12 protein-coding genes are annotated in these 13458 nt (G+C 48.3%); 10 read left to right on the top strand and 2 right to left on the bottom strand.

Annotated elements, in window-relative coordinates; all coding sequences use genetic code 11:
* The first annotated feature begins 65 nt into the window (after window positions 1–65).
* Complete coding sequence (locus BBI11_RS02045; RefSeq protein WP_068460155.1) at window positions 66–914, top strand: VOC family protein; 849 nt, start codon at window positions 66–68, stop codon at window positions 912–914.
* A 37-nt stretch (window positions 915–951) separates the two neighbouring features.
* On the opposite strand, the gene BBI11_RS02050 is transcribed toward BBI11_RS02045, so the two are convergent.
* Window positions 952–1197 carry a hypothetical protein gene (locus tag BBI11_RS02050; RefSeq protein WP_068460157.1) on the bottom strand — a complete coding sequence of 82 codons (246 nt, stop codon included), beginning with the start codon at window positions 1195–1197 and terminating at the stop codon, window positions 952–954.
* Window positions 1198–1321: 124 nt separating this feature from the next.
* On the opposite strand from BBI11_RS02050, the gene BBI11_RS02055 reads away from it, so the two are divergent.
* The 3 genes from BBI11_RS02055 (at window position 1322) to BBI11_RS02065 (ending at window position 4584) form a co-directional block, all read left to right on the top strand.
* Window positions 1322–2392 (top strand): NAD(P)H-dependent flavin oxidoreductase, encoded by a 1071-nt coding sequence (locus tag BBI11_RS02055; protein ID WP_068460158.1) that lies wholly within the window; start codon window positions 1322–1324, stop codon window positions 2390–2392.
* 70 nt (window positions 2393–2462) lie between these two features.
* Complete coding sequence (locus BBI11_RS02060; protein WP_068460161.1) at window positions 2463–3308, top strand: DUF368 domain-containing protein; 846 nt, start codon at window positions 2463–2465, stop codon at window positions 3306–3308.
* A gap of 142 nt (window positions 3309–3450) precedes the next feature.
* Complete coding sequence (locus BBI11_RS02065; RefSeq protein ID WP_237150310.1) at window positions 3451–4584, top strand: CAP domain-containing protein; 1134 nt, start codon at window positions 3451–3453, stop codon at window positions 4582–4584.
* A gap of 449 nt (window positions 4585–5033) precedes the next feature.
* On the opposite strand, the gene BBI11_RS02070 is transcribed toward BBI11_RS02065, so the two are convergent.
* On the bottom strand, window positions 5034–5864 hold the full coding sequence (locus BBI11_RS02070) for an undecaprenyl-diphosphate phosphatase (protein ID WP_068460162.1): 831 nt from the start codon (window positions 5862–5864) through the stop codon (window positions 5034–5036).
* 149 nt (window positions 5865–6013) lie between these two features.
* Here BBI11_RS02070 and BBI11_RS02075 point away from each other — a divergent pair, with 149 nt between their 5' ends.
* The 6 genes from BBI11_RS02075 to BBI11_RS16285 all read left to right on the top strand — a co-directional run bounded on the left by BBI11_RS02075 (window position 6014) and on the right by BBI11_RS16285 (window position 13315).
* On the top strand, window positions 6014–7093 hold the full coding sequence (locus BBI11_RS02075; RefSeq protein ID WP_068460164.1) for an AI-2E family transporter: 1080 nt from the start codon (window positions 6014–6016) through the stop codon (window positions 7091–7093).
* Between the two features lie 103 nt (window positions 7094–7196).
* Entirely contained in the window at window positions 7197–7640 is a 444-nt protein-coding gene (locus BBI11_RS02080; RefSeq protein WP_068460165.1) for a MarR family winged helix-turn-helix transcriptional regulator, read from the top strand.
* Window positions 7641–7643: 3 nt separating this feature from the next.
* A complete protein-coding gene (locus BBI11_RS02085) occupies window positions 7644–10265 on the top strand; it encodes an MMPL family transporter (protein WP_068460167.1) in 2622 nt (873 codons plus the stop codon).
* A gap of 376 nt (window positions 10266–10641) precedes the next feature.
* The gene (locus BBI11_RS02090) at window positions 10642–11094 is read left to right on the top strand and encodes a hypothetical protein (protein WP_068460169.1); all 453 of its coding nucleotides are present in this window, start codon (window positions 10642–10644) and stop codon (window positions 11092–11094) included.
* Entirely contained in the window at window positions 11094–11546 is a 453-nt protein-coding gene (locus BBI11_RS02095) for a GNAT family N-acetyltransferase (RefSeq protein ID WP_068460171.1), read from the top strand. The genes BBI11_RS02090 and BBI11_RS02095 overlap by 1 nt, the downstream gene beginning before the upstream one ends.
* Window positions 11547–11665: 119 nt before the next feature.
* Window positions 11666–13315 (top strand): serine hydrolase, encoded by a 1650-nt coding sequence (locus BBI11_RS16285; RefSeq protein WP_156889023.1) that lies wholly within the window; start codon window positions 11666–11668, stop codon window positions 13313–13315.
* The last annotated feature ends 143 nt before the right edge of the window (window positions 13316–13458 follow it).

A 13458-nucleotide genomic window follows, 5' to 3' on the forward strand; every position in this document is an offset into this window, starting at 1 on the left:
ACTTGACGTAACTTGGTTATTAAAATATAATCAGTTACAAATAGTAAGTGGTTGGAGGGGTTATCATGAATTTTCATCAAAAGCCTGTAAGTTATGTAGAGAGCTTAACCTTGAAAGTATTAGATTTACCGGGAATGAGCCGTTTTTACGCAGAGGTATTAGGATTCGAAACGATTGAAGAAACAGGCCGTGAAACCATTCTCGGCGTAAACGGGGAAGCAATCTTGACTCTCCAATATGCACCGGAGTTCAAGGCAAAAGCAAGGCGTTTTGCGGGACTGTATCATTTTGCGGTGCTACTGCCTAACCGAAAAGAACTCGGCAAAATATTGCTGCATCTCCATGAGCAGAAAATTCCAGTCGGTTCTTCGGATCATCAAGTGAGCGAAGCTTTGTATCTGTCGGATCCTGAAGGCAATGGCATCGAAATCTACCGCGACCGCGAACCCGATGAATGGCAATGGCGCGGAGACCAAGTGCATATGACGGTTGATCCACTCGATGTACAGGAAGTTGTACAAGCTTCAAATGACGAGAAGTGGAGCGGCATGCCGGCGGGTACGGTGCTGGGGCATATCCATCTTCATGTCTCAGACCTGCAAGCTGCGCACGACTTTTATACCGGCGCGATCGGCTTCGGTGCAGTCGCGAACCTCGGCAATCAAGCATTATTTGTCTCGGACGGTGATTACCATCACCATATTGGCTTGAATATTTGGAACGGCATAGGCATTCCTGCTTTGCCGGATCAAACGGCCGGGCTCGCGCATTATGTTATCCGTGTCGCAGATGAGCTAGCGCAACAAGCTATGCGCGAACGTCTGGAAACTTACGGCGCTGAGGTTCAAATGGATGGCGAAGTATTGAAAACGGCTGACCCATCCGGCAACCGTATCCGCATTTTAACTGCATAAGAAAATCCCCGGGACTTGTGTCTCGGGGATTTTTGCATTAGGGTGCTGGGCACGAAGCGGATGCATCCGCATATAATAAGTTTTGTGTAGAGCGCCCAGACGCAATAGCTTGCTGGACAGTACTTGTTTGTTTGGGCACTAGATGATCTCTTGTTTCTGTATAAGCCTGGAGTCGCTCCTGGTTTTGCCAGTCTTCAAAAGGTTCATTATAAATACCCAACAGGATTGTTCCGCACAATACGGCAATCAAGGTGACGCCAAGTAACGAAAGGAAGCCTTTCATGATCGAATCCCGCCTTCTCATAGATGCTGATATTAAGAACGCGAACCGTCCCAAAAGGTTCCCAGTTGAAGAAATATGAAAGACTGGGATACTGATAAGTAAGAACATCAAGAGGAGGGAGAAGATGATTTCATTGAAAACTGATATTTGTGGATTGCTCGGAATCGACTACCCGATTATCCAAGCAGGAATGGCAGGCGGCCCGACCACTGCCGAATTGGTCGCAGAAGTTTCCGCAGCGGGTGGTTTGGGAACGCTCGGCGCAGCTTATCTGACTCCCGACAAGCTGAGGCAAGACATTGAGGACATACGCCAAAAAACGGATAAGCCTTTTGCCGTTAATTTATTTGCAACCGTCCCGCGAGATGACTTTTCGCGCCTTGATGAAGTGACACAAGCGTTGCAGCCAATCTATCAGGAGCTTGCCATTGATCAGCCATCTGTTAAATATCGCTCTCCTGATTACGAGGAGGAACTGTTTCGCATTTGCCTTGAAATGAACGTTCCGATCATCAGCACGGCGTTCGGTTCCTTGGCGCCTGGTCATATGGAGTCGGCCAAAGCGCAGGGTATCAAAGTCATTACGATGGCAACGACTGTCGGCGAAGCCTTGTCAGCCGAGGAGGCGGGAGCTGATGCCATCGTGGCTCAAGGCAGTGAAGCGGGAGGCCACCGCGGCAGCTTTTCGTTTGATCGCCATCCGATGGGGGCGCAGGTCGGCTTAATGGCGCTGCTTCCGCAAATCGCAGATGCCGTAGAGGTGCCGGTAATCGCAGCTGGCGGAATCGTGGACGGGCGGGGGCTGGTGGCGTCGCTCGCACTCGGCGCGCAAGCTGTTCAAATCGGGACGCGTTTTGTCGCAGCGAAAGAGTCGGGTGCACACAAAGCTTACAAACAAGCGATCTTTGACAGCGACGAGGAGAGCACCGTCGTAACGAAAAGTTTTTCGGGGCGCCCGGCGCGTGGCATCCGCAACCGATTCATCGAACTATTCGAATCATCGGGAACCAAACCACTGCCATTTCCGTCCCACAATACAGTTACGAAAGAAATCCGGGGAGCGTCAGCAACAGCAGGCAATCCGGAATTTATGTCATTATGGGCAGGACAGGCGACAAGGGGGCTTGCGCAGGAAGAAAGCGCAGCGGAAATCGTCTCTTCCATAATGGAACAAGCCCGTGCCTTCATCCGGTGATGCGGCTCGAGTTTCCTGTTTCTGCGTGCTATACTGATGAAAGTGATTTTGAAATGAGGAGATTGAACGAATGGAATGGAAAAATATATACCGTGGTATTTTAATGGGCATCAGTGATTTAATCCCGGGTGTCAGCGGAGGAACGATTGCCTTTATCTTAGGCATTTACGACCGTTTGCTTGAGTCGATTAGCGGATTTTTCAGCCGGGAGTGGAAAAAACAGCTAGGCTTTCTCGTGCCACTTGGCATCGGAATTGTCATTACGCTGTTATTGTTTAGCCGCTTTATCGAATTTTTATTGGAAAATCATTACGAAGCGACGCAATTTTTCTTCATGGGGCTAATACTCGGGGTCTTGCCGTATATCATGAAGCAAGCGGAAGTGAAGAAGAATTTTACGGCGCGCCATTTGGTCATTTTGCTGGTAATTGGGGCAGCGCTCGCTTCTATGGCGTTTATCCAGACGGATGAAAACATCGCACCGATTACGGAGTTGAGCTTGCCGACGTTCTTCCTGCTGTTTTTCTCGGGTTGGCTCGCGAGCATGGCGATGTTATTGCCGGGCATCAGTGGATCGTTTATCTTGTTGTTGATCGGGGTGTATTCGACCGCCATCAACGCCTTGTCGACACTGAACTTGCCGATTGTTTTGACAATCGGGGCAGGTGTCATGGTTGGATTTGTCGTCTCAAGTAAAGTAATCAGCTATTTGCTGGAGCATTTTACGTATGTGACATATGCCGCGATTATCGGCTTGATCCTTGGATCGCTGTTCGTTGTATTCCCTGGGTTTGCGGCCGACCCGACGACTTTGGTGACCAGCCTGATCACGTTCGTAGTGGGCCTCGTGTTTACCTTATGGTTCAGTTCGCCAAAGAAAACCGACATTACTAGCGAACAAAATGTAGAAGCATAATCGAAGAAATGACAAAGCGGACAGCGAAAAGAACTTCTTTTCCTGTCCGCTTTTAGTATTTATTTAAGGAAAAAAGTAAAAAAGGCTTTTTGCTTTGCGGAATTCACGTTTGCGATTAAACTAAAATGAAGAGAAAGAGGTGATGCATGTGCGGAAATTGTTTGGCCTCCTGTTGCTCCTGCTATTGTTATTTTTCACCCGCCCGGTATGGGAAGGGCCTGCCGAAAAATATGTCGACCTGAGCTTTTTGGACTCGGTGGATGAAATGATCGGAAATGTAACAGCTGATGCAGATGTTTCCAAAGCGCTCGATGAAGCCAAATATTTCACGACGCGCATCAGCCATCAGCTGCAGACCATGGTGACGGAATCTTCGGCCACCCTGCCCGAAGCGGTCGCGAAGCCAGAGCTTTCTGATACGGATTCTATGGTGGCGGTGCACAATGTCACGCTTGGGATGAGCAAGGAACAAGCCCAGCAAAAGCTCGGCTTGCCGCTGCGATTGATGGAAAATGAATACGGGACTGTTTGGCATAGCTATCATCAGGATTATCAGAACTACGTATTGTTGTCTTACGATGACAATGGAGAAGTCAATGGCATGTTCACCAACCAGGATCTCATTTCGTCTACTGAAGGCTTTTCAATGGATTCGACCAAAGCACAAGTGCGCGACTTGTTCGGGACACCTTTGACCAGTCTGCAAAAAGGGCGTGTGCAGTATATTCTCGATTCGCGTGATGAATATGATTTATTTGAAACAGCGGATTCTTATACAACCGTTTTCTATGATATTCACGAAGGAGACACGGTCACGGCTGTCCAGGTCATCGACAAAGAGTTGGAAGAACAGCGCGGCGAAATCTACGCAGAGCCTTCCCCGGAAGTGAAGGAAGGCTATGAGTTTTTACTGTTTGAATTAACCAATTCTGCGAGAATTCAACGCGGCTTGCCCTTATTGAAATGGGATAGCGAAACGATGGAAACAGCTCGCGATCACAGCCAGGAAATGGCGGAGGAGCGTTATTTCAGCCATACGAATCCGGCTGGCCAATCTCCTTTTGACCGCATGAAAGAAGATGGCATTACGTTCTTTATCGCCGGTGAAAACTTAGCCTACGGGCAGTATAGCGCTATCTTTGCCCACGAAGGACTCATGAATTCCATGGGCCACCGGGAAAACATCGTTAAGCCGGATTTTGGTTACCTCGGTGTTGGTGTCGCATTCAACTCAGACAAACAGCCATATTTTACGGCAAACTTTTTCAATCGATAAAAAAATCCCTCTATTGCTTTGCGCAGTAGAGGGATTTTTCAGAGTGTTGAAGAAGTCCACATTTCGCTCTCAACTATGAATGAGAGAACCTTTTTCTATATCTAACATTCAATGATCTCTCCAAGTATTTGGAGAAGTGTTCGCTCGTAAAACCTTCTGCTCAATAATGCTGCGCATTACTTTCGCAAAGATAATGTCTCCCGTAGGTCGACCTTATCTTTCCTGTGGGACCTAGCGGGTTTGAGAGACCCCGCAGGGAATGAATGAGCGAAGCTTGACTGAGTTCATTCATTTGCGACGCTTGAGCATAGCGAAAGTGGAGCAAGCCGAGGAGGCTCGATTCCCGCCCCACGGAAAGCGAGCGATAAGCTTCGGAAAATACGACTTTATCACTTTCTCGACAGCCTGGAAAATCCCTCTATTGCTTTGCGCAATAGAAGGATTTTTGATTAGTTCAATAAGAACCAGGCAAGCACGACGAGCGGGCCGACGATAAAGCAGTAGATCGCAAAATACTTCAGCTGGCCTTTCGCCATGATGTTCATGAACCATTTCAGCGAGAAGTACGAAGCAACGAGCGAGCCGACAAAGGCCATAATGTAAGGGATGGCCATCGTCGACAAATTATCGTCGTTGACAATATCCGTGATGCTTAGCACTGCTCCGCCAAAACTGACCGGGATGAACAAAAGAAATGAAAAGCGCAGCGCAGTTTCTTGGTTGATGCCACGGGCCATAGCAGCAACGATTGTAGCGCCGCTGCGGCTAATGCCAGGGATCAACGCAACAGCTTGTGCGCTACCGATGATCAAGGCATCTTTCATCGTCATATTGCCGTCTTTCCGTTGGCCGCGCATATTGCGGATCAGCCAAAGGGCGAGACCGGTGATAACCAAGGTGACGCCGACCGTGACGATCGTCGACAAGTACGAATCAATCGTATCCTGAAATAACACACCGATGATGCCCGCCGGAATGGTTGCGACAACCAAATAAACGACAAACATAAAATCACGCCGCGTTTCCGGCGTTTTTTCTTTGAAAAACTTCAAGCCGTTGATGACCAAGCGTTTAATGTCCTCGCGGTAAATGATCAAGACGGCGAGCAAGGAAGCGCTGTTGACGAGCAACGCAAAAGTCGAGTTGCTGCCTTCGATTTCCACATCGAGAAAATACTGAGCAATCAGCAAATGACCGCTTGATGAAATCGGGATGGGTTCGGTGAGTCCTTGAAATAGCCCGAGCAGCAAAAATTTAATGGTAAGCCATAATTGTTCCATCTGTATGTATTCCTCCAAATTCTATTCATTGTCACATCTACAGTCATAAGACGTGCAGTGCTTAAAAAAGTTCACGCTGCACAAAAACATATAATACCATATAAACGTGATAAACTGGGTATACTCATGAAAGAAAGGAAGTGTAATAGGTGACAAATAAATTATGGTTCCAGGCAGGCGTCGGCATTATCCTGACGCTAGTCATTATTCGCCTGTTTATCGAAGTTCAGGGGATTTTCGACCCGCTGTTCATTATTGCCGGAACGATTTTCGTGCCTTTACTTCTCGGGGGTGTCTTGTTCTATTTGACGCGTCCGCTGCTGTATTTTTTGGAGAACCGCAAATTCCCGAAATGGGCTGCCATCTTAACTATCATTCTTTTGATTGTTCTGGCCTTTTATCTATTATTTGCAATGGTTGGGCCGGAGGTGACAAAACAAGTCAACTCACTTGTCGACAATGCTCCAGGAATTATCAATGACGTAGAAGAATACGCGCAGTATTTGCTAGCTCAACGCGACCGCTTGCCGGATTCTTTGGAAGAGCAAATCAATGATATGAGCGGCCAAATCGGTGACCGCATCGGTGATATTGGCGGCTGGATCGTGTCGTTCCTTACAAGCTTTATCTCAGGCGTCATCACGCTCGTACTTGTACCATTCTTCTTGATTTACCTATTGATCGACCACCGCAAATTCGTGCCGTTCATTTCTGGCTTCTTCAGCGGTCAGCGCAAGCTTTGGGTGATCAAGACATTGAAAGACATTGACCACACCTTGCGTTCGTATATCCAAGGGCAGTTGTTTGTCAGCTTTTTAGTTGGACTGATGCTGTTGATTGGCTATTTAATCATTGGTCTCGACTATGCTTTATTATTGGCGTTGATCGGAATGGCGACAAATGTTATCCCATTCCTCGGGCCATACATTGCCGTCATTCCGGCGATACTGATCGCCTTGGTGCAGGATCCGATCATGGCAGTGTATGTCGCCATCATCATGCTGGTCGCCCAACAGATTGAAAGCAATTTCATCACGCCGAACGTCATGGGCAACGCACTCGATGTCCACCCGTTGACCGTCATTACCCTGATTCTCGCAGCCGGGAACATCGCGGGCATTTGGGGAATCATCTTGGCGATTCCGTTCTACGCGGTCGTGAAAACAATTATCAAAAATATTTATGCAAGGCGGCAAGAAATCCGTTCGACCGCCACAAGAGAAGTATAAGAGAAACCCTGCAGTCGAGGCTGCGGGGTTTTAATATGGGCAATTACTTGACTGTCAATAGTTTACCCCCTAAACTATCAGTAGTTGAGGGGGTAAACTATTTATGGATATGCGCATTAAAGAAGCAGTTGAATTGTTTCAGGAAGTCTTATTTTACGGGACGGAGCGGGTCATCCGTTCGGTGGACAATCCGTTATGGGAAGAGTTTTCCCCGGAGCAGATGCAGTCGCTGAAATTGATCGGCAAAGAAGGCCAAATCACATCAGCCAGACTAGCGGTGCTGCAAGGCGTCCATAAAAGCGCCGTCTCGAACCGCACGAAAAAACTATTGCAAAAAGAGTTGATCCAAGTGGTTCAGACCGCAGACCGGCGGGAAAAGTTGCTGGAATTGACTGCTGCCGGAAGGGCGGTATTAGAAGAGTCGGATAAGATACTCGCAGAATATGTAGAAAACTTGATGTCCGAACACGTGGACGATCAAGAGATTGAACAATTCCTGAAGATTTTCAGGAAACTTAGCGCAATCATGAAAACGGATGGAGTGTAATTGATGCAGACGATATTGAAATTGAAATGGCCGATCATGATCGGGCTGATTGTATTGACGGCGGCTTTGTTTTTAGCGGCGCCGAACTTAACGGAACAAGCGGAAGAAGCGGGCTCGTTCCAATTGTCCGAACAAGCGGATTCCCAACGGGCGGCAACGATCCTGGAATCGGCTGATGTCTCAGGGCAGACCATTTCCTTAGTGATCGAACTGGATTCAGCGCTCGATGAAACAAGCGAGCAGCAGATCGCGGATATGAGGGCGGAAATCGAAGCGCTCGGCGATCCAGTGTCCACGGTATTGGATCCGTTTGAAAATGAAGAACTGGAAGCCCAATTGGTCGCGGAAGATCGCCAGACGGTCTTGCTGCCGGTTTCGATCGAAGGGACGGACGAAGAAGCGGCAGCACTCGCCGATGACATTCGGGAAACGATCGTGCCAGAAGATTTAACGGTCTACTTGACGGGTGAGGCAATCATCAACCAAGACGTCAACACCAGTGCCCAGGAAGGCCTAAAGAAAACGGAGATCATCACGGTGATTTTGATTTTCGGATTGCTGTTGGCGGTATTCCGCTCTTTCATCACGCCAATCATTCCGCTTGTAGCTGTAGGACTCAGCTATTTATTGAGCCAGTCGCTCGTGGCATTTTTCATCGATTGGTTCGGCTTTCCGGTGTCGAATTATACACAGATTTTCTTAGTAGCGATTCTGTTCGGCCTCGGGACCGATTATTGCATCTTGCTGCTCAGCCGATACAAAGAAGAGCTGACAGAAGGCAAAGAAGTGCAAGAAGCGATTTTGAACACGTACCGGACAGCAGGGAAAACCTTATTCATTAGCGGATTCTCTGGCTTTATCGCATTTGCGGCGATCGGCTTTGCGGAATTCCCGATTTTCAAATCGGCCGTCGCCGTCGCAGTCGGCATCGCGATATTACTGGTCGTGTTGTTTACCGTCATGCCATTCTTTATGGCGGTACTGAAAGACAAATTGTTTTGGCCAAGCAAGGGTTCGGCTTCCCATAAAGATAGCAAATTGTGGATTTGGATCGGCAAATTGTCCGTCAACCGTCCACTTTGGTCGATGCTGTTGGTGGCAGTGATCACAATTCCTTTGCTGTTCTCCTATAATAACGACCTGTCGTTCAATACAGTGGATGAAATCAGTTCGGATTACGAATCAGTAAAAGGCCTCAACGCCATTGAAGACGCATTCGGAGCAGGCAATACGATGCCGGTACAAGTCGTCATCAAAGGCGAAGAAAGCTTGACGGCAGAAGAAACCCTTCCGTATCTCGATGCTTTGGCGCAAGATATGGAAAAAGTAGAAGGCGTCGACATGGTCCGCGCCATCACGCGCCCTACTGGTTCAGTCATCGATGAATTTTTCGTCGACCATCAGCTGGGTCTCATCGCAGAAGGGCTTGTGGAAGCGAACACCGGTATCGGCGAAGTCCAGTCGGGCCTTGGTGACATCGAAACCAATCTAGAAGCAATCAGCGAACAAGCAGGTGGCGAAGGTCTTCGCGAAGCAGCTGCAGGCCTTTCGCAAGTGAATGGCCAGCTAGAACAAATCTCAGGCGGGCTCCAGCAAAGTGGCAATATCGAGCAAACCGTTGGGGCACTCGCGCAAGTGAATGCTGGGTTATCAGAAATCGAACAAGGACTGAACGGCGCTGCCGGCCAGTATGATGAATTGGCAAGTGGTCTCGGTGAGCTTGCTCAAGGTGTGGGCGCTTCAGCGGATGGCCTTTCGGAAATCACTGAAGGCCTGACGGAAATTGCCGACACGCTCACGGGCATCAGCGACAGCGAAGCGGTGCGTGGCACAGGCATCTATCTGCCTGAAGGCACGTTAGAACAAGAAGAGTTCGAACCGCTGCTCGAGCAGTTTGCGTTTGCAGACGGTGAAGGCATGTTAATGGAAGTCGTGCTCGAAGAAGATCCGTATTCACCGGAAGCGATCGACATTGTCGCGAATTTGAAAGAAGCAGCCGAGAGAAGCATCAATGGTACGCCTCTTGAAGACGTAGATATCGCTTACGGTGGGGTGCCAAGCATCAATAGCGATTTGAAGGATATCTCAGAGAGTGACTTTACGCGGACGGTCAGCATTATGCTTGCCAGCCTGTTTGTGGTCTTGGCGGTACTGCTGCGTTCGTTTATCATGCCGCTATTTATGATTGGCTCGCTGTTATTGACTTACTATAGTTCGATTGCGATCACTGAGTTGATTTTCGTCGGATGGCTTGGCTATGACGGCATCACATGGGCCGTTCCATTCTTCGGCTTTGTCATGCTCGTCTCACTCGGCATCGATTACTCGATCTTCCTGCTCGACCGCTACCGGGAAGAGGCCTTGACGGCTGAAGACTTCTCGAAAGCAATGCACCGGTCGATGGCGAAAATGGGGACGGTCATCATCACGGCCGCCATTTTGCTCGCCGGAACGTTCGGCGCTATGCTTCCATCGGGCGTATTGAGCCTGATGCAGATAGCAACAATCGTCATCACGGGCTTGCTGCTTTACGGCTTAATTGTCTTGCCCCTGCTTGTACCGGCCATTACCGTTTCATTTGCGGGCGGCGCTTGGTGGCCATTCGGATTGAAAAAGAAAAAATAAGTTTGAAGGGCTGCTTTATAATTATCTTGAAATATCCGAAGAAAAAGAAGTCCTTTTTCTTCGGATATTTTATTTGTATGTTCGAGTTCGTCCACTCTCTTAAATTCAGAACATGGGATGGGAATGGAGACGGCGAATAAATGAACGAAGTGGAATTGAGTTCGTTTATTTGCGATGCTTGAGCATAGCGGAAGTTGAGCAACGACATTATGTGCCGGCTACATGACCCACATCCTATGAGCTAGAGCGCGTCCGTCGAAATGGACATCACTCATTTCTTATGTGCGGCCCTTTTTCTATTATTTCGCAAACGGCGAAGCCTGCCTATGCGTGTTATACTGAAAGCAGAAATCCAAAGAAGAAATGGGGATGTCCAGTGCTGACATTTGAACAAAAACTAGAAGTGATCGAAGCGTTTCCGGAACTGACACGAAAAGAAGTGTCGATGAAACGCGTTAACTTTCAATTTGAAGAAAGCCTATATGATAAGAAAAACGTCGTCTATCATCTTCAGCCGAACGGCAACGGTTTTGTCTTCGTCGGGGATTTGCCGCATTACGAAGCGGATAGCCGCGGATTGGTCAATATTCGTGATTTCACAGAAAGCCAGTTGCGCAGCATCATAGCCGACTCGATCGATTATCTAGGACAAGAACCGGAACCGCCGTATGACAAACGCTGGACCAATAGAGAAGGCGAAAAACTCGATTTGGTGTACGAAGAGCCTTTCTGGAATATTTACACGGGTAAAAACTTGGAAGAAAGCTTCGGCACATTTGACGATGCAGAAGATTACCTCCTCGACCAAGGATTTAGCGAGCGAAAATAATGAACATCCGACGACTGGAAGCGCGTGAGGAATTGCCGCTTGACCTGTTGCTAGAAGCGGATCCGTCTGAGCAACTAGTCCGCCGTTATTGTGCGGACGGCTATTGCTTTGTCGTCGAAAAGCAGGGAACTGTCATCGGCGTGTTTGTCTTGATTGCGCTCGATTCGGCCACTGCTGAAATCAAAAACATCGTCCTTGCTGAGCCGGAGCGTGGTAAAGGCCTTGGCAAACGCCTGGTGCTAGTGGCGCTTGAGGAAGCGAGAAAACTCGGATTTACGGCTGTCGAGATCGGCACTGGGAATTCCAGTTTGGCGCAATTGGCACTGTATCAAAAATGCGGATTCCGTATGAAAACGATTGATCGTGATTTTTTCACCCGCCATTACGAAGAGCCGATTTTTGAAAACGGTCTTGAATGCCGAGACATGGTTCGTCTCGATTATCGGTTGTGAACGAGCGAATGCAAATGCATTCGCTTTTTTGTTTGCGATGAGCCAAATCTAGCCCGCGATGCAGCGAAAAAGAGGAAAATTCTGACCATTTTCGGTATGCTGAGAAGAGAGGTGAGGACATGTTCAAGAAAGTCATACTATACACAAATCGTTTGGATGAAATGAAGGGATTTTACGAATACCAGCTCGGGTTCCGGATCGTGGAAGAAAACGAAGAAAGCTTTGCGCTGTCGATTGGTTCATCGGTTTTGGAGTTCCGTGCTTCAGAGCGAGCGTCATTCTATCATTACGCAATCAATATTCCCGGCAACCAGTTTAGCTTGGCGAAGTTTTGGGCGCGTGCTCGAGTCGAGTTAAATCGCCAGGAAGGGATGGACGAGATTTATTATGCGAATTTCAATTCCGACGCCTTTTATTTCGAAGATCCTGCTGGGAATGTCGTCGAATTTATCGGTCGACGCCATGTCGACATCATGGACGATTTCACGATCGATTCGCTACTCGACATTAGCGAAGTTGGCATTACCACTTCTTACGTCAAAGAAGTTGGTGAAAGGTTGGAGGCGATGGAAATTCCTGTTCGCGGCAATAAAGGGATTGAGCCAGAAACCTTGAATTTCCTAGGCAAAGACCCTCATTTTTTTGTGTTGGTACCGCCGAAACGGGTATGGTACTTTTCTAAGCGAAAAAGCGAAACGCATCCACTGGCGATTGAGCTGATAGATGGACGGGTGGTTGAGATCGATGAAGAAGGGCATATGGTTCAAAAGCAAGCCGACAACCCAGTGTCTGACTTAATGGAATCCAGCGCATTTTCAGGAACTGCCCAGATGGCCGGTGATGAAAATTGGTCCCTTGCCAAAGGATTCGCCAACCGTGTGGACGAGCGGCCGATTGCTGTTGACAGCCGCTTTGCGATGGCATCCGGCAGTAAAATTTTTACCGCCGTGGCCGTCTTGCAATTAGTGGAACAGGGCAAACTCGAACTATCGGCCAGTTTATCAGCGCTATTGCCGAAAACCTTTCCGAATTTTCATGCCACAGTTCACCAGCTATTGTGCCATACATCCGGGCTTCCCGATTACTTTGATGAAGAAGCACAGGATGATTTCGAACAATTATGGCAAGACATTCCGATGTACCGAATGCAGACGCCAGCTGACTTTGTGCCATTGTTCCGAGAATTGCCGCCTGTAGAAGAACCCGGTGCGCGTTTTCGCTACAACAATGCCGGCTATATTGCGCTAGGATTGGTCATCGAGCAAGTGACTGGCGAAGAGTTCGCCGATTATGTCGAGCGGGAAGTACTGGCGAAAGCGGGCATGTCGGAATCGGGCTATTTCCGCCTCGACCGCTTGCCGAAAAATACAGCATATGGCTATATCGATGAAGGAGATTCGTGGCGTACGAACCAATATTCCATTCCTATTCGCGGGGGTGCGGACGGGGGTGCATTCGTTACAACGGGAGATATGGCGAAGTTCTGGAACCGGTTAATGGACGGCACTTTGTTGTCCGGAGAAATGAAAACCTTACTGCTGACGGTTCAGGCACAACAAGGTGAAACGGCTTATGGTTATGGTGTGTGGATTGATCAGCAAGAAGAGGAAATCGTGAAGTATCACGTCATGGGATATGATCCCGGTGTTAATATCCATTCGGGTTATTATCCTAAGCACAAATCTATCGTTACGGTATTGTCAAATGCCGCAGAGGGCGCGTATGATATAGTGAAAGTCATTGAACGCGAGAAAAAACTGAGAGGGTGAGTCGATGGACGGAAAAAAACTGGCCATGAGCGTAGTGGTCGGAACGCTCCTGTTGGTCGCGATCATTTTCCTGGTCTTCCAATTATATTTTATCCTGAATTAAAAAAAGCTGCCCAATGGTAGCTTTTTTTAGGTTGTCGAGA

Origin of the sequence: Planococcus maritimus (assembly GCF_001687625.2) — a bacterium.
GTDB lineage: Bacteria > Bacillota > Bacilli > Bacillales_A > Planococcaceae > Planococcus > Planococcus maritimus.

Coding starts and splice junctions, on each gene's coding strand:
- BBI11_RS16285 (WP_156889023.1), top strand. CDS start 11,666: ATGTTCAAGAAAGTCATACTATACACAAATCGTTTGGATGAAATGAAG.
- BBI11_RS02095 (WP_068460171.1), top strand. CDS start 11,094: ATGAACATCCGACGACTGGAAGCGCGTGAGGAATTGCCGCTTGACCTG.
- BBI11_RS02080 (WP_068460165.1), top strand. CDS start 7,197: ATGGATATGCGCATTAAAGAAGCAGTTGAATTGTTTCAGGAAGTCTTA.
- BBI11_RS02070 (WP_068460162.1), bottom strand. CDS start 5,864: ATGGAACAATTATGGCTTACCATTAAATTTTTGCTGCTCGGGCTATTT.
- BBI11_RS02045 (WP_068460155.1), top strand. CDS start 66: ATGAATTTTCATCAAAAGCCTGTAAGTTATGTAGAGAGCTTAACCTTG.
- BBI11_RS02085 (WP_068460167.1), top strand. CDS start 7,644: ATGCAGACGATATTGAAATTGAAATGGCCGATCATGATCGGGCTGATT.
- BBI11_RS02055 (WP_068460158.1), top strand. CDS start 1,322: ATGATTTCATTGAAAACTGATATTTGTGGATTGCTCGGAATCGACTAC.
- BBI11_RS02065 (WP_237150310.1), top strand. CDS start 3,451: ATGCATGTGCGGAAATTGTTTGGCCTCCTGTTGCTCCTGCTATTGTTA.
- BBI11_RS02050 (WP_068460157.1), bottom strand. CDS start 1,197: ATGAAAGGCTTCCTTTCGTTACTTGGCGTCACCTTGATTGCCGTATTG.
- BBI11_RS02060 (WP_068460161.1), top strand. CDS start 2,463: ATGGAATGGAAAAATATATACCGTGGTATTTTAATGGGCATCAGTGAT.